Below are 18,286 nucleotides of genomic sequence, written 5' to 3'. Positions count from 1 at the left end.
TTATATTGAGCAAGCCTTTGCTTTACATTTTGCATCAAGACTATATTTACCAGCACCTAAAAACATAATTGAAACAGAAGCTAAAAGATAAATAAGTGGTAATTCAATAACTGGACCACCAGTTTTTCCTAAAGTAAATATATCAGCACTATGAGCTAAGAAAACAGCAAAAACCATTGTAAATGCAAAAAAGAATGATGAAATTCTAGTGAATAATCCAAGAATAATTAAAATAGGAAAAACAACTTCACCTAAAAATACACCATAAGCAAAAAATTCAGGCAAACCTGCACTTGTAACTAAAAATTTTATTCCATCAATTCCATTTTGTAATTTTGCAAATCCATGAAAAAGCATTAAAACAGCGATAGAAACTCTTAAAATTAATTTACCAATATCTTCATTTAAAATAGATTCTAATTTACTTTCACAACATCTCATACTTTTTATCCTTATATTAAAAATTTCTTCATAGATAAATAAATAATCTATAAATTTAACTTTATATTATAACAAACTAAGATAAAATATATCATTATCATCAGTTAGTAGGAAAGTTTGATGTTCAAAGAAAAAAATGTTCAAAGTAAGGTTTTAGAATATATTTATACTACTTCAAAACAACCAATCTTGTTAAAAGATATGTTGGTTGCAAATAGACAATTTAATAATGGAATGCAAGTTGATCCAGGAAAACTAGGTTTTAGATTAAGACTTTCTCGTGCATATTTTTTATATATAGGAATTGTTTTAGTTATTTTAGTTCCTGTTTCTCTTCTTACACATAAAGCTTTAGCAAAAGTTGATTCACATATTTCTATCTTAGGAGCAATGGTAATAACTGCTATGATTTTTATAGGTTTTAATTTTTTCCGAGATAAAATGAGAGATATTATGACGAAAGAACTAATCAAAAAATCTTGGAAGTTACATTTTCCTTTTTTTTCTTACGAAGAGTACTCTATAAAAATAGACTCAATTTTTGAAAAAGCGATGAAAGAAGAAATCTCAAAAAAAGATTTAGAAAGATATATCTTAGATAAATTAACTGCTAACTAAAAGCTGTTAATTTATTTATTTAAAATTGTGTCTAAAGCTAACTTAGTATTTTCCCATCTATTATGAGAATTTAACATTACAAGTAAAATATCTTTTTTGCCCTCTTTTGCACGAGCAATTAGACAAGGTCCAGCTTGGTTTGTATAACCAGTTTTTACACCTATCATATATTTTTCTTTTGGTTGAAGTTTATTGCTTGTATATACTGTATAAGTTCTTTTTGTATTTATTGCTTTAAATGAATAAGAATTTTTTCTAACAATCGCGTTGAAAGTACTATTTTTAATAGCATATTCTGTAAGTTTCAATAAATCGCTTGCTGTACTTTTATGATTTTTTGCATCAAATCCACATGGATTTTGAAAAGTAGTTTTTGTCATACCAAGTTTTTTTGCTTTTGCATTCATCATATTCACAAATTTTTGTTTATCACCATTTCCTAAATAAATAGCAATTGAATTTGCAGCATCATTTGCAGAACGAATAAGAGCAGCATTTACTAAATCTCTTAAATAAATTTTTTCACCTACTTTAAATCCTAAAATTGTTGGTTCAACTTTTTTCATATCAGCTGTAATAGTTACAATACTATCCATTTTATTACTTTCTATTGCAAGAATAGCTGTCATGATTTTTGTAAGACTTGCTGGACTTACCTGCTGGTTTGCATCTTTTGAAAAAATCAATTGTTTTTTAGTTAAATCTTTAACAATAATTGAATCCAAATCTTTTTCTATTTTTTGAAAAACATTTGCTTCTGTATAAGAAAAAGCCATAATTGGAGTAAAAATTAAAATAAGCGCAGATAGTAAAAATTTCATGATTGTTTCCATTTAAAAAAATTCAGATAAGATTATATAAAAAAAAACTTTTATTTATCATATAAAGCTTTTGCGTCTTGATTTCTCTGCTTTTTTAGCTCCATATCTATATATTTCCCAATACTATTTTTTAAACTTTTTGTTGCAAGTGTAATTTTTCTTTTTGTAGATTTTGTTTCGTATATATAAAATTTTGCTTCATATAAAGATAATCTTATTGGCGTTGCTATTGCATAAGTACTTAAAATACTATCTTCTTTACAGATTTTATAAATATCTTCAAAATACTCTTTTGTCCATAGTTCTTTGTTTACATCACTTGAAAAAGCATCTTGGAAAACTATATCAAAAAAGTTTTTCTCAAAATTTTTTATATAAGCTCTAGCATCACCTATAAAAACTTCTATTTTGATTTTTTCATCTTCATATTTATTTGAAGTAGAAATAGCTTTTATGATATGTTTTATATTTTCAAACTCTTTTGGAAAAGGAAAATCTTTTAGAGATTTTATTAAATCTTCATCTAACTCAGGAGAAAAAATATTTATTTTTATATCAAGATTGTTTTTTAAAATATAATAGATAGTTGAAAAAGTGTTATACCCTATTCCGAAACAGATATCCAAAATATTTAACTCTTTTTTATTTTGATGATAAAAAAATGTTGGGATAATATGTTTACTCAAAGCTTCATTTATCGCACCATCTTCTGTGTTATGAAAGTGTTGATTATATTTTGTAGAAAAAAGAGTATTTGAACCATCCAAAGTGGTTACTAAAATATTTTGATTATTTTCCAATATTAAAGTCCATAACCCCAATGGTGCATTTTTTTTGCAGTAAATATCAAAACCTCATCAAAAAGTTCTATCGCATTTGGTGCTTGAAATCCTATCTCTTCTAACATATCTAAAATCTCATATCTATTATCGTTTGATATTTTTTCTAAGATTATTATATTTCCTGAATTTTCCAAAGCTTTGTAGTGAGATTTTAATATCTCTTCTTTATTTTGACAATAAGATAAAATATCACTCAAAACTATATATTCATAAACTCTTGCACTTGATAATTTTGCACTTGATTCATCTTCAAAAGAGATATATTTTATATTTCCTTTGTTCTGTTCTTTTATCTCTTCTAAAGTGCTATTAACTAAACCCAAAGAGTTATCTATATGCAAAATCGAAATATTTGTATAGTCACTAAATAAGCCTTTGAAAAGGTCTAGTTTTTCTTGCATTTTAGTTTCCTAAAGATTTTAATTTCTCTTCGCTAAGATAAAGTTCTTTGTTTGACATAACACCGATTTGTGATTTTAAAATATCTCTTGCAATATCTTTTGCTTCATCAAGTGAGTGCATAGCACAAGTTCCACATTGATATAGATTTAGTTCTGGAATATCACTTTGGTTTTCAACTTTTAAAACATCTTCCATAGCTTTTTTCCAAGCAACGGCAACTTCTTGTTCACTTGGAGTTCCAATCAAACTCATATAAAATCCAGTTCTACAACCCATAGGTGAAACATCGATGATTTCAACTGTTGGAGAGTTCAAATGATTTCTAATAAATCCAGCAAAAAGGTGTTCTAAAGTATGAGTTCCTTTTTCACTCATCATTGATTTATTTGGTACACAAAATCTTAAATCAAAAACTGTAATATCATCACCTTTTGGAGTTTGCATAACTTTTGCAACTCTAACAGCAGGTGCTGGCATAATCGTATGGTCAACTCTAAAACTATCTAATAATGGCATTTTTATTTCCTTTTGAATTTATATATTTTATAAAATTTTTCAAAGATTATATCCAAAGAAAAGTAAAGTAGTCTAGCTTTGTATAAAATAAGTCTTTTTTAACTAAGATTAGTAATAAAATTATTTATAAAGAGTTTTTTATGGAATTGGTTTATTTGTGGGTAAAAAATTATAAGAATATAGTAGAACAAGGATTTAATTTTTCACCTAGGTTTAGGTGTGAATATGATGAAGATACAAAAGAATTAAAAGTTGTAGATAAAAATGAAACAGGTGAATTTTATCCTAAAAACTTTTTTGGTAATAATATAAATGTAACTGCAATTGTTGGAGAAAATGGGAGTGGGAAAAGCAGTTTATTATTAGGAATTACTAATAGCAAAATAATTATTAGAAGAGATAATCAATTCTACACAAATGATTTTACTAGTGAAATTCATAAGTTCACTAATATAAACAGAGAAAAAGACTATGATATTATTTATATGGATTTTGATTTAATAAAAATTAATCCTATAACAGATTTTTGGGATTTTAGTCAACAGAATATTTATGATAAAAATTTATATAAAAGAATTGAAAATAACTTCTCAGGAAATGTAAATTTTAATATAATTAAATACAAAGAAAATTTTTACAATTTAATTATCAAATATGATGATTCTTTTTTATCTGAATTATTTTTTTACAATCCAATTGAAATAAGATTATCTGATTTTATAAAAACTATTCCTTTTCAGGATAGTCAATCCAAATATATCAATGATAAAATAAAATCTGTACAAAGTAAAAATTACTCAAAAATTAAATTTCTGACTTTTTTATATTCAAAAATTAAAAATAATCCAGAACTATCTAAATTAAAACATTTCGATGATGACATAAGTATTTTAGAAAAAGAACAAGATATTTTAAATTATAATAGATTTAGTAATCAAGAAGAAATAGATAATATTTATAAGCTATTGAAAGTATTAGAAAATAAAAAAATTCATAAATTCTCAATTGAAGATTTTAATAAGCAAATATATAATGAAAATCAAGAAGCTTTTTTTAAACTAACAGAGCTTGGTTATTTAGAAGTGAATTTGAAAGATAAAACAGGTAGAGAATATTTTGATTTAAGCCAAGGAGAAAGAAAACTTTTTGCAGAATTTTTAATGATTTTTGATAGCATAAGTAAAAGCGATAAAAATGAAATTTTTCTTGTTCTTGATGAGCCCGATTTAGGACTTCATCCACAATGGCAAAAAAATTATATACAAGAATTAATAAAATTACTTTCTACCTTTCCTAAAAAAAGGTTTCATATTATAATTACTTCTCATTCTCCATTCATTCTTTCAGATTTACCAAAAGAAAATATAATATTTTTAGAAAAAGGTAAACAAGTTTACCCTTTTGAAGATGGAAAACAAACTTTTGGAGCAAATATTCATACTTTACTTTCTCATGGTTTTTTTATGAAAGATGGACTTATGGGAGAGTTTGCGAAAGAGAAAATAAATCAAGTTTATAATTTTATTACACAAAAAGGCACAAGTTTTATAAAAACAAAAGAGGAAGCACAAAATATAATCAATCTTATTGGTGAACCAATGCTTAAAAAAGAACTTCAATTTTTATATAATGAAAAATTTGAAATTGATGATATAGATAAACAAATAAGAGAGTATGAAGAAGCTATTGAAAAACTAAAATCAAAAAAGAAAAAAAATGATTAAAATAAATATTGATGAAACAATAGTAAATAACTTTTATAATGGAGTAAAAGAATATATAGGGAAACATCTTTTTTCAAATGCAGAGAAAGATTATTTTACAGATGAAAAAATTGAAGAAATTATAAAATGTAAAATTGATGATTTTCAAAAAATAATAGATGAAATAATTAATTTAAAATTAAATCCAAAGATAATTAAACAATCTTTTGTGGGAGATGAAGAAAACAAATTTGGATATAAAAAATTTACAACAAAAGCAAAAACTCAATATAGAGCATACAATTTATCAGAAGCTTTAAATATAGATGTTTGTCCTTATTGTAATAAAAATTATACTTATACAATTGTTAATAAAACTCATCAATATACAAGACCTGATTTTGACCATTTTTTAGCAAAAGAAAAATATCCTTATTTTGCAATGTCATTTTATAATTTAATTCCATCTTGTCAAGTTTGTAATAGAACATTGAAACATAGAAAAGAGTTCTCTTTTACAACACATTTACATCCATATAAAGATGATTTTAATAGTATAAAAAAATTTACAACCACTAAACCTTTACTTCTATGTAATAATGAAAAAGATTTTGAAATAAAATTTAAAGATATAGCAGAAGATACCGTATTACTCGAAAAGGCAAATAAAAATATAGAAGATTTTGCATTGCCTTTACAATATAATAAGCATAAAGATATTGTTTTAGAACTAAAAAATCGATATGAATTATATAATGATGATTCTATAAAAAATATTTTAAAAGATACAGAAGTTTTTAAAAAGAAAGGTGAAGAATATATTAAATCTTTAATAATGTGTTCAAGTACAAAAGACAAAGATATAAACAAACGCCCACTTTCAAAACTAATAAAAGATATAAGTGAAGAGTTAGACTTGATTTAACTTTTATAAAAAGATTATTTTTATAAATTTCAGATAATATATAAATTATTTTATTTTATAAAAAAAGAAAGTAGTGTTATGGAAAATTGTGACTATTTTTTGTTAGAAAAAAATGAAAATAACTATAAACTAACTTTATTAAATATTTGGAATAAACAAACACTTCCAAATATTATAAAAAAAATAGAACTTCTTAATTTTTCAAAAAACAGTAAGCTCAACATTGATTTTGCAAATCTAAAAGAGTGCGATAGTAGTGCGATTATTTATCTAATCTCATTTTTAAATACTTTTGAAGAAAAAAACATCACTATTTTAAATAATAAAAACCATGAAAAGATATTTGATTTTTATAAAAAACATTATCAAACTAAAGTTCTTGAAGAAGAGAAAAAAAATCTATTTTTTGAAGATTTAGGTAAAAAAAGTTACGACATTTATAAAGAATCAAAAGAGTTTATTGGCTTTATAGGAAAAGTTTTTTATTTTTTTATTTATGCGATTTTTAATCCATCAAAAATAAGATTTAAAGCGATGCTAAAATATATCGAAACTTCTGCTTTTGATGCACTTTTGATTGTTGCGGTTACTTCATTTTTAGTTGGAGTTGTTATTGCTTATCAAGGAAGTGTTCAACTTGAAAAGTTTGGGGCAAATATATTTATCGTTGAGATGATAAGCATAACAATATTTAGAGAAATAGCTCCACTTGTAACTGCTATTGTAATTGCTGGACGAAGTGCAAGTTCATACACAGCTGAAATAGGCGCTATGAAAATAACAGAAGAAATTGATGCTATGAAAACTATGAATTTTGAGCCAACTTTGTTTTTAACACTTCCAAGAATATTTGCTTTATGTATCTCTTTGCCACTTTTGGTTTTTTTTGCAGATATTATAGGAGTTTTTGGAGGAATGGTAATCGCAAGTTCTAGTTTAGATGTAACATTTATCGAGTTTATAAATAGACTTCACAATGAAGTTCCACTAAAACATCTTATTTTGGGAGTTTTTAAAGCATTATTTTTTGGTTTTGCTATTGCAATTATTGGATGTTATAGAGGTTTTCAAGTACAAAACAATACAACAAGTATAGGAAAATTTACAACAATGAGTGTTGTAAATGCTATATTTGTAGTAATTTTGATAGATGCAGTTTTCTCTGTAATTTTTACTCAAATGGGAATATAAATGAAAATCATAGAAGTAAACAACCTTTATACAGCTTTTGGTGAAAATGTAGTTCATAATGATATTTCATTTAGTGTAAATGAAGGTGAAATATTTGGAATATTAGGTGGAAGTGGTTCAGGAAAAAGTGTTTTAGTAAAACAGATAGTTATGCTAAATCAAATTCAAAGAGGAAATATAAAAATCTTTGATAAAGATATTTCTACTTTATCACTAAAACAAACAGAGGATTTAAAACTTCAGTTTTCTTATCTTTTTCAGTTTGGTGCTTTGTATTCATTTTTAAATGTGATTGAAAATATAAGTGTGATGCTAAAAGAGTACACAAACCTACCAAAAGATTTGATAGAAAAGATTGCATATACAAATTTGGATATAGTTGGACTTCCAAAAAATGTAGCAAAACTATATCCTTCACAATTAAGTGGTGGAATGAAAAAAAGAGTTGCACTTGCAAGAAGTTTAGCAATGCAACCAAAAATCTTATTTTTAGATGAACCAACAAGTGGATTAGATCCTGCAAGTACAAAAAGTGTAAATGAATTATTGCTTTATTTGAAAAATAGTTTAAATATAACAACGGTTATAATAACACACGATTTAGATACTATAAAAACTTTGCTTGATAGATTTATCATAATAAAAAAAGAGAAAATCTTTGATGGAAATATAACAGAAGCTTTAAAAAGCGAAGATGAGTTTATCAAAGATTTTTTAACAAATAAAAAGGCTACCTAATGGATACTAAAATTAACTTTTTTAAAATCGGATTATTTGTAAGTTCACTATTTACTCTTTTAGTAATATTTATTTTTTGGCTTGGGAAATATGGACTAGAAGATAAAAAATATGATGATTATTCAATCTTTTTTTCAGAATCAGTTTCAGGACTAAATATAGGCTCTTCTATAAAATTTATGGGATTTGAAGTAGGTACTGTAAAAGATATCAAAATAAATCCATACAATTCTGAAGAGATTCAAATAGATATTCAAATACAAAAAGGAACTCCAATAAAAGAGGACAATTTTGCCATTTTGGGAAACCTTGGAATTACTGGATTAAAATATATTGAATTAAAAGGTGGAAGTAATAACTCAAAACTTTTAGGCGAAAATCAATATGGAATGAAAGTCATAAAATCAAAAACATCTGCTTTGACAACATTTGTTGATTCAACAGAAGATATTACAAAAGAGATAACAATTCTTTTAGGTCAAATGAAAAAAGTTTTAAATGATGAAAATATCTCAAATTTTTCTTCACTTTTATCAAAAAGTGAAAAAAGCATGGCAAACATAGAGCAATTTTCTGCATATTTAGTTAAAAATGAGAAAAAAATAGATGAACTTATCAATAGTATGAAGAACTTTGCTAATACAGGAAATTCATCATTTGCAAGTGTTAAAACTTCTGCTGATAGTTTTAAAGAGCTAACAACAAAAATAAAAGAAGAGTTTGACAAAGGAACTTTTGATTTAAAAGGAATGAGTAGTGAAAGTTTTGAGAACTTAAATAGTTTATTAAAAAATCTTGAAAATAATTTGAATCTAACTCAAGATTTAATAAATAATATAAATGAAAGCCCAAGTGATTTACTACTAAAACAAAAAAATATAAAATATGGTCCAGGAGAAAAAGAATGAAAAATAGTATTTTAATATTAACAATTTTTTTGTTATTTACAGGGTGTACTTTTAAACAACAAAGAATAGATATAAATCATTATTCAATAGATTTTAAAACTCAAAAGATATCTCAAAATGCTAAATTATCTTCGATTTTTATAGAAGAACCAAATGTAAATAGAAGTTTTAATCTAACATCGATTTATTATAATACAAAACCATATTTGTTTGAAGAATATGCAAAAAACAAGTGGATAAATCTTCCTTCAAATATGATTTATAATCAACTAATTGACTCTTTTATAGCAAGTAATATTTTTTCAAATGTGATATCAAAAGATTCAAAAATAGAACATAAATACACTTTAAAAACTGATATTATAAAACTTTATCATGAGTTTAAAGAAGATAAATCTTACGCAATTTTGAAAATAAAATTTGATTTAATTGAAGATAAAAAAGTTATCAAAACTATAAGTTTTGATAAAAATGTTTTATGTGTAACAAATGACGCTTATGGTTTTGTAAAAGCTTTAAATAAAGGACTTGAAGAATCTACAAATAGTTTATTAAATACTATTATTTCTATCTAACCTTTTTGCGATTATTGGAGCGATATTCATAACAATAAAAAGTCTTACTATATGATGTAAAGTGATATAAGGAAGATTTGCTCCAATTAAAATGGCAACTAAATTTATCTCTGTTTGTCCACCTGGTCCAAAAGCCAATAAAATATCTAAAGCTTTAAAATCCAAAGATTTATATATTATAAAAATAAAAATAGCACATAATATAATCAAAATAGCAAAATGCCCCAAAGTAGCTAAAAATGTTTTTGATATAGTTTTTAAACTTACATTTTTAAAAGTAAACCCAATAATAGTTCCAAAAATAACTTGTATGAATTTTAATAATTCATCAGGAATATGTGTGTGTACAAATCCAGTAGAATACAAAATTATACTAACAATCATAGGTCCTATCAAATATGCAGCAGCTAATCTCAATCTTTTTGCAATAATTGCACCAGCGATACCTAAAATATAAATATATGAAAATTCAAATAAATTTATATCTTTTATAGGAGTTGTTAGAATCTGGTTACCACGAATATCTATTTGAAAAATATATTGAATAATAAAAGGTAAAGAGACAATAACAAAAAATAGTCTTGAACTTTGCATTAGAGTTATTTTTGAAGTATCAGCTTTTAAATCTTGTCCAATTATAACCATCTCTATTACACCACCAGGCATAGAACCTAAATAAGAAGTTTTTAAATCATATTTTAAAATTTTATGATAGTAATATGTTCCAAAAAATATAACTAAAAGTGTAAAAGGAATTACTAATAATAAACTAATAATATAATGTGGAATATATTGTAAAATATGAGGAGTAAAGGCACTTCCAATAGTAAGCCCTATTAATATCCTAGCAGGAGCTGAAAATGGCTTTGGACTAGAAATAGGAACAGTTGGAAATCTAATAGCAATAGTTGTAGCAAATATTGCACCTAAAAGCCAAGGTAAAGGAAAATGTAAAAAAATAAATAAAATTGAACCTGAAACTGCTATTAATAAAGCTAATAGCATTTTTATTAAAATTGGAAGTTCTTGCATTTTTTTATTTAGTTTAATTTTTTTAATCATTTAGATATTCACTTATTTCCTTGAATAATCTGTCTTTTTCATCATAATATTGAATTGAACCATCATCTAAATTATAATACCAACCATGAATAGTAATTTCATTTAACTCTATTTTCTCTTTTATAGCAGGATATGTTAGAAGATTTTTTAATTGACAAATTATAGAGTTTTTTTCTGTAGCTTTGTATAATTCTTCTTGGTTTTTATAAAGATGTTTGTTTTTTAGGGTCATTTCTTTTGCTTTTTTACCCAATTTTAACCATTTTCTTATATTTATATAGTGTGAATTTTGTGGAATATCACTATATAAACTTTGACAAGCTCCACAATAAGAGTGACCACAAACAATAACATTTGAAACATTTAGTATTGAAACTGCATATTCAATAGCGGATGCCGTTCCATGAAAATCTCCATTTAGACTAAAGGGTGGAACAAAATTCCCAATATTTCTTAAAATGAATAAATCACCAGGTTTTGTTCCAACCATAAAATCAATAGTAATTCTACTATCGCAACAAGAGATAAATAAAATTTCTGGTTTTTGTCCACTAATATTTAGTTCTTCTAACTCATCTTTAAACTCATCAAATTGGTATTTACGGAAGAGTTTATTTCCACGTATTAAGTTTTTTATTGGATTCATAAAATATATTAACAATAAAAAATGTACAAAAAATCAAATGTTTCTATACCTCAACAAAAAACTTTGCACCTGTTCTTGTATTTTTTACATTTATAGAACCACCCATCTTTTCTTCAATTATCATTTTTGTCATATAAAGCCCAATTCCTGTTCCATATTCATATTTTGTGGTGAAATATGGGTCAAATATTTTATTTATAATCTCTTCATCTATTCCACCTGCATTGTCTTCAATACAAAGAACATTTTTTTCTAAATAAATCTTTATTTGTGGATCTGAAATATTTTTTTCAATCAAAATATCTTTTGCATTTGAAATAATATTCATAACAGCTTGAGAATATTCATTTTGATAACCACTTATTTTTAATGATTCATCTACTTGAACAGAAATCTTTATTTGATAAAAATTCAAAGTTGATTGAGCAATTTTTAGCGCATTTTGAACAGCTTGATTTATAAAGAATTCCTCTTTTTGTGAATTTGGACTAAAAAAATTTCTAAAATCATCAATAGTTTTTGACATATATTCAAGTAAATCATTTGCTTCTTCAACTCGATTTTGAAGATATTTTGTATCTAATTCTTTATAATCATAAGCAGATTTTATATCAAAAAACAAACCAGATAATTGACTTAATGGTTGCCTCCATTGATGAGCAATATTTCCAATCATTTCACCCATTGATGCCATTTTTGATTTTTGAATTAAAATTTTTTCTTGTTTTTCTTTATTTTCTTTTAATAAAGTTCTTTCTGTTATATCTCTAATTGAAGCAAAGACAATAGTTTTTTTATTTGCTTCATAAATAATAATACTTAATTCTATAGTTTTAATATCATCATATTTTGTTTTCAATTTAACAGTATCGAAAAATGATTTTTCTGTTAAAATTTTTTTTGTATCAAGATTAATAAATAAATCAAAAAAACTTTTATCTATCAACTCTTTTTCATCGTAAAAAGTTACTTTTGAAGCCGTTTTATTATAACTAGTAATTCTTGTATACTCATTACTATCAAGTTCTGAAATTATAAAAGCATCATTACTGTGATTAAAAAGCATACGATATTTATCTTCATTTAAAATTACATTTTCTTTATATTCTTGAAAAATTGTTTCAATTCTTTTTGTAAACAACAAAGAAAATATAAAAAAGATTATGGTCATAACTGTAATAATAATAACTAATCGATTGATATTCTTATACATATTTTCTAAAGAGATATTTCTTTCTTTTTCAACAATATCATAGATATTTACTAGATTTACACCAATGGCAATAAAATATCTATGTTCTTTTAGATAAGTTCCATATATAAGCTGTTGATTGTTGTTATAAAATAGGTAATCATTTCCTTTATAATTTGTATTTATTAGAAGTTTTTCCATAGCTTCTAAATCTTCTTTTTTTGGTTCTATTAATTTTTTGCTAATTAGTTCACTTTTATTTTTAATATCATTTAAACTATTTATTTTATAAATAAAGATAAATTCTTCATTATTTACATTTTGATTTTCTATTTTTGTAATTAGTTTAGATATTAATTCACTATTTTGTTTCTCAAGAAAGGTTCCAGAACCAATAATCAAATCCAACTCTTTTAAATGTCTTGAATAGGTAATTTTATTTGCTGTTAAACTTTGATTTGGAATATACCAAAAATACTCTATAAAATTTTGTTTATTTGAGTCTGTATTAATCATCTCTTGAACGAATTTTTTACCATTTATATCTTGAAAATTATAAAAATTTCGATTTTCATCTATCTCATTATCACTATTTAAAATAAGATTCCCATTTGTATCTAAAATAAAATAATTTATGTCATTTGATTTTTGAGCAATTTGTTTTATTGCAGTTTTTATAAAATTTATTTGTTCTTCTTTACTAAGTTTTGTAGTCTTTTCATATATTGATTTTGCCAAATTATAAGCAAGAATTGACTGAGTTTTTATATTATGCTTTTTATTATTTATAATAGATAATTCTTCAAAATCTATATCATTTTTTAGATTATCAACTGAACTTTTTATATAAAACTTTTCCCTTTCAATCAAAGTCTCTTTAAAACTATTGATATGATTTTTAAAATTATCATATTCCGTTTTTATGAGATTATAACCAGTAATTGTGGCTACAAATAAAATAATAATAGTTGAGCTTAAAAGGGTGATTTTTTTTATACCATTTTCTTGGTTTAGATTATAATTATTTTTCAAGATTTAACTTATATCCCATATTTGAAATATTTTTAATACAATTAAAAGGAATCTTTTTTCTAATAAATCCAATACTAGTTCGAAGTGAATTTAAACTCATATATTCATCTTCCCAAATATTTTGTTCTATCTCTTCATAAGATACAACTCTATCTTTATTTAGAGTAAGAAGTTTCAAAAATTGCAACTCTTTTTTTGTAAAATCAATCACCTTTTCTTTGTAATAAAAAAGTGATGTATTATTATCAAAATAAAAATCTTCTGCTAAAAATATCTTAAAATCTTTTTGTTTCTCTAAAGCTTCAATTGCCTTTGTAAGAGCTGGCATTAGGTTTCTACTTGTTAGTGGTTTTATTATATACTTTTCAATATTTAGTTCTATAGCATCTATTAAATACTCTTTTTCACTAAATGCTGTTGAAATTATGATTTTTGTTGTTTTATCTTTTTGGCGTATTTTTTTCGTTAAGCTTATACCATCTAGTTTTGGCATTTTTATATCAGTTAGAATAATATCAGGATGATACTTTTTATATAAAGCATAACCTTCCTCACCATCTTTTGCTTCGTAAAGTTCATTAAACATTCGATTTAAAAAACGCGAATTTATATTTCTTACACCATCATCATCTTCTATATATAAAATAGTATATTTTTTGAAAATTTCCATTTGAAACCCTTTTTAAGAAAAAGAGATTTAACTCTCTTTTTCTTTTTTCATTTTAGCAAAAAAACTACTAATAATAGGCATTAATAATAAAATTATAGTAATAATTAAAATAGTTAAAGTAAGTGGTCTTTCCCATAAAAATGAGATTGAACCATCACTTAAAGTTAACGCACGTCTAAGATTTTCTTCCATCATTCCACCTAAAATGAATCCTAAAATCATAGGAGCCATAGGAAAATCAATGATTCTTAAAAACAAAGCAACAACTGCAAAAATAGTCATCATATAAATATCAAAAACATTAAATGTAACTAAATACACCCCAACAAGTGAGAAAAATATAATCAATGGTAATAACAACTGTTTAGGCAATGCTAAAATTTTTGCAATATATGGAATCAATGGTAAATTTAAAAATAAAAGAACTAAATTCCCAATATACATAGAAATAATAACAGACCAAAATAGTGCTGGACTATCAACATACATTGTAGGACCTGGTTGAACTCCATAAGAGATTAAAGCTCCTAAAATAATTGCAGTCGTTCCACTTCCTGGAATTCCCAAAGTTAATAATGGAACAAATGAACCAGAACAAGCAGCATTATTTGCACTCTCGGGTGCAGCTAATCCTTTTAGGCTTCCTTTTCCAAATTTTAATTTATCTTTGGCACTTGCAATGCTTCGCTCCATTCCATAAGCTAGAAATGAAGCAATTGTTGCTCCTGCACCTGGAAGAACGCCAATAAAAAACCCTAAAACAGAACCTCTTCCAATTGTTGGGACAATTTCTTTTACTTCTTCACGTGTTAGTTTTAAACTTCCAATTTCTCTTTTTAAAGCCTCTTCTTCTTCTTTTGTTGTTTTATGATTTTCTAAAACATTCATTAAAGCTTCTGATAATGCAAATGCAGCCATAGCAAGTAATAAAAATGAAATTCCATCAATTAAGTCCATTCTTCCAAATGTAAATCTTGCAATTCCAGAATCAGAATCTGTTCCAACAGTTGCTAACATCAAACCAAAAATAGTCATAATAGCAGCTTTTAAGAACTTACCTTTTCCAGCAAATGCAGCAACGGCAGTTAAACCTAAAACCATTAAAGCAAAGTAATCAGATGATTGAAAACTTAAACTTACAGTTGCAAGTGCTGGTGCAGCAAAAAGCAAAAATATAGCAGCAATTGTTCCTCCACTAAATGAAGCATAAGCTGCAATTGCTAAAGCTTTTCCCGCTTGTCCATTTTTTGCCATAGGAAAACCATCAAAAGATGTTGCAACAGTTCCTGCAACTCCTGGGGCATTGATTAAAATTGATGACGTAGAACCTCCAAAAATTGCACCATAATAAACACCTGCAATTAAAATTAATCCAGAAGATGGATCCATTCCATAAGTAATTGGAATCATTAAAGCAATGGCACTTATTGGTCCAAGTCCTGGAAGCATTCCAATAAATGTTCCTGCAAAACATCCTATTGTTACCATTAAAATATTGTACAGTGAAAAAGCAGTAACTGCTCCTAATATAATACCATCCATCATGATTTAGCTCCTAAAAAACTATTTATTAAATCACCTGCATCTATATACACGCCTAAAGCATTATTTAATAATAAATAAAAACCTACTGATACTCCAACCGAAATAAAAAATATCTTTTTCATATTTCTCTCTTTTAAAATTAAAAAACTAACTGCTAAAAATATAATTGTAGCAAGTACAAATCCCAGCGGTTTCATAATAAATCCATAAAAAAGCATTACAATAATAAAATAAAAAGTTGTTTTTAAATCTAATGATTTTATATATTGCAATGATAAAACAAGCTTTTCTTTTTCAATCAATGAGATGATTAATAAAACTATTGATATAGTAATTCCAGCAATTCCAATATAAAAAGGAAAAGTTTGAGCTGTCATTATCTCAAATTGAGCTCCTGGCATTTTTTTGATGCCAAAAACACTATAAAAATAAAAAGCTGAAAATGCTAAAAAAAATAATGAACCTATTGTATTTTTTGTCATAATTAATCCTTGTAAAAATAGAATTTTTATTCTATTTTATAAAAATCCCATCTCTTTCATTAGAGATGAAATACCTTGTTCTTGAGTTTCTAAGAAAGTTTTAAATTCTGTAGTTGGTTTATATAAATTAGACCAACCATATCTTTTTCTAATTTCTTCCCATTCAGCTGTTTTGTACATTTCTTCAAAAACTTTTGCAAAATCATTAACTTTTTCTTCACTTAAATTTGGAGCTGCAAAAAATCCTCTCCAATTTGCAAAATATGTGTCAACACCTATTTCTTTAAAACTAGGAACTCCATCAATTGTCTCTTCAGCTGTTGTTGCTATAATTTTTAATTCACCACTTTTATGTTTATCAATTACTTCTCCAAGTCCTGTTGATAGAATCTCTATTTCACCTGTTAATAATCCTGCAAGTGCTTTTCCACCAGCATCATATGGAACATATCTTACATCTGATGGATTACCACCTGATGCTTTAAATATTTGAGCAGCAACTAAATGATCCATACTTCCTCTTGAGCTTCCACCACCAATTTTTAAAGCAGTTGGATTTTTATCAAAAGTAGCTTTTATATCAGCCCATGAATTGTATTTTGAATCTTTTTTTACAACTAAAACTTGATAATCAGCCACAACAGCAGCAACTAAAGATAAATCTCTAAAAGATTGAGGAAATACACCTTGTAATGATCTAATCACAATTGGAGTTGAGTTAATCATCAAAGTATTTTGTTGTCTTGCTGCTGTTTCAATCATATAAGCAATTGCAGTTCCTCCCCCACCGCCTGACATATTCTCATAAGATACTTCTTTTATAAGATTAGACTTTTTTAAAGCTTCGCCTACACCTCTGGCTGTTCCATCCCAACCACCACCTGCACCACCAGGAATGATGAAATGTATTTTTTCAACACTTGAAGCAAGTGTTGAGGAAGCAATTCCTGCAACCAAACAAGATGCTAATGCAACATTTTTATAGATTTTTGAAAATTTATTTTTCATTTAAGATCCTTTTTGTTATTTACTATTACAATGGTAAAAGAAAAAAATGTAATAAAAATCAAATAAAAAAAATTCTAAAAATAAAAATACCCATTTCTTTAGGAGCCAAAAAAGAAATGGGTAGTATGGGAGAAAAAATTGTTAGTATTTATAAGTCATATATAAAAAACAGGAGGTAATTTAAATAGACATCATAATAGTATAAAAAAAAGATGTAAGAAAAATGTAAGAAGAAAATTTTAAAGCCTACGAAATAAACTATTATTAAAAGTTCCTTCTTATTTAATTTTTCTTTTAGTAGGCAAATAGAAGTTTAATTACTTGAAATATATTTTATTGCTTCTAAAGCGTCTTTTTTTACAATATTTGTATATTTTAAAAGTTCTTCTTCATCAGAGTAACCACATAAAACTCCTATTGCATTTACTTTGGCTTCATTTGCACAAATTAAATCAAGTTTTGTATCACCTATCATATAAACTTCATCTTTGTTTTTATCATAATTCATTTGAGCTAATGTTTTTAAAATTGGTTCTGGATGTGGTTTAGGATTTTCAACATTTTCTCTACCTGTTATTATCTCAAAATATTGAGTAATATTAAAATTATCAAGTATTGGAATAGTGTACATTCTTGTTTTTGTAGTAACCACGCTAACTCTTGCTATTTTAGAAGCTAATTGTACTGCTTCAAAAGCATTTTCCAATAAAGTTGTCTGTTCAACAGAAATAACTCTATATCTATTTTTATAACTATCAACATAGTCCCAAACTTTTTGTTTTGAAACTCCAAGTCTTTCAAACATAATATCAAGAGGATAACCTATCAAATCTTTTATATTTTTATCACTTCCTCTAAAATCAAATCCTTGTTCTTTAAAAGCAAATCTAAAAGTAGATACTATCGCATCTGTTGAATCTATCAAAGTTCCATCTAAGTCAAAAAGTATTATTTTATTCAATTTTTTCC

20 protein-coding genes are annotated in these 18,286 nt (G+C 25.5%); 7 read left to right on the top strand and 13 right to left on the bottom strand.

From position 1 onward, the window contains the following. The gene (locus CKV87_RS00585; protein WP_004510158.1) at positions 1 to 441 is read right to left on the bottom strand and encodes a DoxX family protein; all 441 of its coding nucleotides are present in this window, start codon (positions 439 to 441) and stop codon (positions 1 to 3) included. A 120-nt stretch (positions 442 to 561) separates the two neighbouring features. On the opposite strand from CKV87_RS00585, the gene CKV87_RS00580 reads away from it, so the two are divergent. Next, positions 562 to 1,059, top strand: coding sequence for a hypothetical protein (locus CKV87_RS00580; protein ID WP_041644835.1), 498 nt, complete (start codon positions 562 to 564; stop codon positions 1,057 to 1,059). A gap of 11 nt (positions 1,060 to 1,070) precedes the next feature. Here CKV87_RS00580 and CKV87_RS00575 read toward each other — a convergent pair whose 3' ends face one another. The 4 genes from CKV87_RS00575 to luxS are packed head-to-tail and all read right to left on the bottom strand — an operon-like array spanning position 1,071 to position 3,640. After that, positions 1,071 to 1,880 (bottom strand): D-alanyl-D-alanine carboxypeptidase family protein, encoded by an 810-nt coding sequence (locus tag CKV87_RS00575; RefSeq protein ID WP_226790299.1) that lies wholly within the window; start codon positions 1,878 to 1,880, stop codon positions 1,071 to 1,073. Between the two features lie 50 nt (positions 1,881 to 1,930). After that, on the bottom strand, positions 1,931 to 2,680 hold the full coding sequence (locus CKV87_RS00570; protein ID WP_041644833.1) for a tRNA (5-methylaminomethyl-2-thiouridine)(34)-methyltransferase MnmD: 750 nt from the start codon (positions 2,678 to 2,680) through the stop codon (positions 1,931 to 1,933). Between the two features lie 2 nt (positions 2,681 to 2,682). Further along, positions 2,683 to 3,123 carry a hypothetical protein gene (locus CKV87_RS00565; RefSeq protein ID WP_012012013.1) on the bottom strand — a complete coding sequence of 147 codons (441 nt, stop codon included), beginning with the start codon at positions 3,121 to 3,123 and terminating at the stop codon, positions 2,683 to 2,685. 1 nt (position 3,124) lies between these two features. Beyond that, positions 3,125 to 3,640: an S-ribosylhomocysteine lyase gene (gene luxS, locus CKV87_RS00560; protein ID WP_012012012.1), complete on the bottom strand. Its 516-nt coding sequence runs from the start codon at positions 3,638 to 3,640 to the stop codon at positions 3,125 to 3,127. A 140-nt stretch (positions 3,641 to 3,780) separates the two neighbouring features. Here luxS and CKV87_RS00555 point away from each other — a divergent pair, with 140 nt between their 5' ends. From CKV87_RS00555 to CKV87_RS00530, 6 genes are all read left to right on the top strand, one after another. After that, positions 3,781 to 5,364 (top strand): ATP-binding protein, encoded by a 1,584-nt coding sequence (locus CKV87_RS00555; RefSeq protein WP_012012011.1) that lies wholly within the window; start codon positions 3,781 to 3,783, stop codon positions 5,362 to 5,364. Continuing rightward, the gene (locus tag CKV87_RS00550) at positions 5,357 to 6,268 is read left to right on the top strand and encodes a hypothetical protein (protein ID WP_012012010.1); all 912 of its coding nucleotides are present in this window, start codon (positions 5,357 to 5,359) and stop codon (positions 6,266 to 6,268) included. Before CKV87_RS00555 ends, CKV87_RS00550 begins: the two co-directional genes overlap by 8 nt. A gap of 78 nt (positions 6,269 to 6,346) precedes the next feature. Continuing rightward, positions 6,347 to 7,459, top strand: a complete 1,113-nt coding sequence (locus CKV87_RS00545; RefSeq protein WP_012012009.1) for an MlaE family ABC transporter permease — start codon at positions 6,347 to 6,349, stop codon at positions 7,457 to 7,459. Beyond that, on the top strand, positions 7,460 to 8,197 hold the full coding sequence (locus CKV87_RS00540; RefSeq protein ID WP_012012008.1) for an ABC transporter ATP-binding protein: 738 nt from the start codon (positions 7,460 to 7,462) through the stop codon (positions 8,195 to 8,197). It abuts the gene before it with no gap. After that, on the top strand, positions 8,197 to 9,105 hold the full coding sequence (locus CKV87_RS00535) for an MlaD family protein (protein ID WP_012012007.1): 909 nt from the start codon (positions 8,197 to 8,199) through the stop codon (positions 9,103 to 9,105). Before CKV87_RS00540 ends, CKV87_RS00535 begins: the two co-directional genes overlap by 1 nt. Further along, the gene (locus CKV87_RS00530) at positions 9,102 to 9,680 is read left to right on the top strand and encodes an ABC-type transport auxiliary lipoprotein family protein (RefSeq protein WP_012012006.1); all 579 of its coding nucleotides are present in this window, start codon (positions 9,102 to 9,104) and stop codon (positions 9,678 to 9,680) included. The genes CKV87_RS00535 and CKV87_RS00530 overlap by 4 nt, the downstream gene beginning before the upstream one ends. Here the strand turns inward: CKV87_RS00530 and CKV87_RS00525 are convergent. From CKV87_RS00525 to CKV87_RS00485, 8 genes are all read right to left on the bottom strand, one after another. Next, positions 9,657 to 10,742, bottom strand: a complete 1,086-nt coding sequence (locus tag CKV87_RS00525) for an AbrB family transcriptional regulator (RefSeq protein WP_012012005.1) — start codon at positions 10,740 to 10,742, stop codon at positions 9,657 to 9,659. The genes CKV87_RS00530 and CKV87_RS00525 overlap by 24 nt on opposite strands. Beyond that, positions 10,735 to 11,388, bottom strand: a complete 654-nt coding sequence (locus tag CKV87_RS00520; RefSeq protein ID WP_012012004.1) for a carbonic anhydrase — start codon at positions 11,386 to 11,388, stop codon at positions 10,735 to 10,737. The genes CKV87_RS00525 and CKV87_RS00520 overlap by 8 nt, the downstream gene beginning before the upstream one ends. 43 nt (positions 11,389 to 11,431) lie before the next feature. Continuing rightward, the gene (locus CKV87_RS00515; protein ID WP_012012003.1) at positions 11,432 to 13,612 is read right to left on the bottom strand and encodes a cache domain-containing protein; all 2,181 of its coding nucleotides are present in this window, start codon (positions 13,610 to 13,612) and stop codon (positions 11,432 to 11,434) included. Next, positions 13,602 to 14,282, bottom strand: coding sequence for a response regulator transcription factor (locus CKV87_RS00510; protein ID WP_012012002.1), 681 nt, complete (start codon positions 14,280 to 14,282; stop codon positions 13,602 to 13,604). The genes CKV87_RS00515 and CKV87_RS00510 overlap by 11 nt, the downstream gene beginning before the upstream one ends. A gap of 27 nt (positions 14,283 to 14,309) precedes the next feature. Next, positions 14,310 to 15,827, bottom strand: coding sequence for a tripartite tricarboxylate transporter permease (locus CKV87_RS00505; RefSeq protein ID WP_012012001.1), 1,518 nt, complete (start codon positions 15,825 to 15,827; stop codon positions 14,310 to 14,312). Next, positions 15,824 to 16,309: a tripartite tricarboxylate transporter TctB family protein gene (locus CKV87_RS00500; RefSeq protein ID WP_012012000.1), complete on the bottom strand. Its 486-nt coding sequence runs from the start codon at positions 16,307 to 16,309 to the stop codon at positions 15,824 to 15,826. The genes CKV87_RS00505 and CKV87_RS00500 overlap by 4 nt, the downstream gene beginning before the upstream one ends. 36 nt (positions 16,310 to 16,345) lie before the next feature. Next, positions 16,346 to 17,317 (bottom strand): tripartite tricarboxylate transporter substrate binding protein, encoded by a 972-nt coding sequence (locus tag CKV87_RS00495; protein ID WP_012011999.1) that lies wholly within the window; start codon positions 17,315 to 17,317, stop codon positions 16,346 to 16,348. A 313-nt stretch (positions 17,318 to 17,630) separates the two neighbouring features. Continuing rightward, positions 17,631 to 18,278, bottom strand: a complete 648-nt coding sequence (locus tag CKV87_RS00485; protein ID WP_012011998.1) for an HAD family hydrolase — start codon at positions 18,276 to 18,278, stop codon at positions 17,631 to 17,633. Positions 18,279 to 18,286 lie beyond the last annotated feature (8 nt).

The sequence above is a fragment of the Aliarcobacter butzleri genome (assembly GCF_900187115.1).
In the GTDB taxonomy this organism is placed as follows: Bacteria; Campylobacterota; Campylobacteria; order Campylobacterales; family Arcobacteraceae; genus Aliarcobacter; species Aliarcobacter butzleri.
This window is presented reverse-complemented; position numbering and strand designations above follow the sequence as displayed.

Excerpts from the sequence above, each read along its gene's own strand:
- CKV87_RS00585 (WP_004510158.1), bottom strand. The coding sequence starts at position 441 with ATGAGATGTTGTGAAAGTAAATTAGAATCTATTTTAAATGAAGATATT.
- CKV87_RS00580 (WP_041644835.1), top strand. The coding sequence starts at position 562 with ATGTTCAAAGAAAAAAATGTTCAAAGTAAGGTTTTAGAATATATTTAT.
- CKV87_RS00575 (WP_226790299.1), bottom strand. The coding sequence starts at position 1,880 with ATGAAATTTTTACTATCTGCGCTTATTTTAATTTTTACTCCAATTATG.
- CKV87_RS00565 (WP_012012013.1), bottom strand. The coding sequence starts at position 3,123 with ATGCAAGAAAAACTAGACCTTTTCAAAGGCTTATTTAGTGACTATACA.
- luxS (WP_012012012.1), bottom strand. The coding sequence starts at position 3,640 with ATGCCATTATTAGATAGTTTTAGAGTTGACCATACGATTATGCCAGCA.
- CKV87_RS00555 (WP_012012011.1), top strand. The coding sequence starts at position 3,781 with ATGGAATTGGTTTATTTGTGGGTAAAAAATTATAAGAATATAGTAGAA.
- CKV87_RS00550 (WP_012012010.1), top strand. The coding sequence starts at position 5,357 with ATGATTAAAATAAATATTGATGAAACAATAGTAAATAACTTTTATAAT.
- CKV87_RS00545 (WP_012012009.1), top strand. The coding sequence starts at position 6,347 with ATGGAAAATTGTGACTATTTTTTGTTAGAAAAAAATGAAAATAACTAT.
- CKV87_RS00540 (WP_012012008.1), top strand. The coding sequence starts at position 7,460 with ATGAAAATCATAGAAGTAAACAACCTTTATACAGCTTTTGGTGAAAAT.
- CKV87_RS00535 (WP_012012007.1), top strand. The coding sequence starts at position 8,197 with ATGGATACTAAAATTAACTTTTTTAAAATCGGATTATTTGTAAGTTCA.
- CKV87_RS00530 (WP_012012006.1), top strand. The coding sequence starts at position 9,102 with ATGAAAAATAGTATTTTAATATTAACAATTTTTTTGTTATTTACAGGG.
- CKV87_RS00525 (WP_012012005.1), bottom strand. The coding sequence starts at position 10,742 with ATGATTAAAAAAATTAAACTAAATAAAAAAATGCAAGAACTTCCAATT.
- CKV87_RS00520 (WP_012012004.1), bottom strand. The coding sequence starts at position 11,388 with ATGAATCCAATAAAAAACTTAATACGTGGAAATAAACTCTTCCGTAAA.
- CKV87_RS00510 (WP_012012002.1), bottom strand. The coding sequence starts at position 14,282 with ATGGAAATTTTCAAAAAATATACTATTTTATATATAGAAGATGATGAT.
- CKV87_RS00505 (WP_012012001.1), bottom strand. The coding sequence starts at position 15,827 with ATGATGGATGGTATTATATTAGGAGCAGTTACTGCTTTTTCACTGTAC.
- CKV87_RS00500 (WP_012012000.1), bottom strand. The coding sequence starts at position 16,309 with ATGACAAAAAATACAATAGGTTCATTATTTTTTTTAGCATTTTCAGCT.
- CKV87_RS00495 (WP_012011999.1), bottom strand. The coding sequence starts at position 17,317 with ATGAAAAATAAATTTTCAAAAATCTATAAAAATGTTGCATTAGCATCT.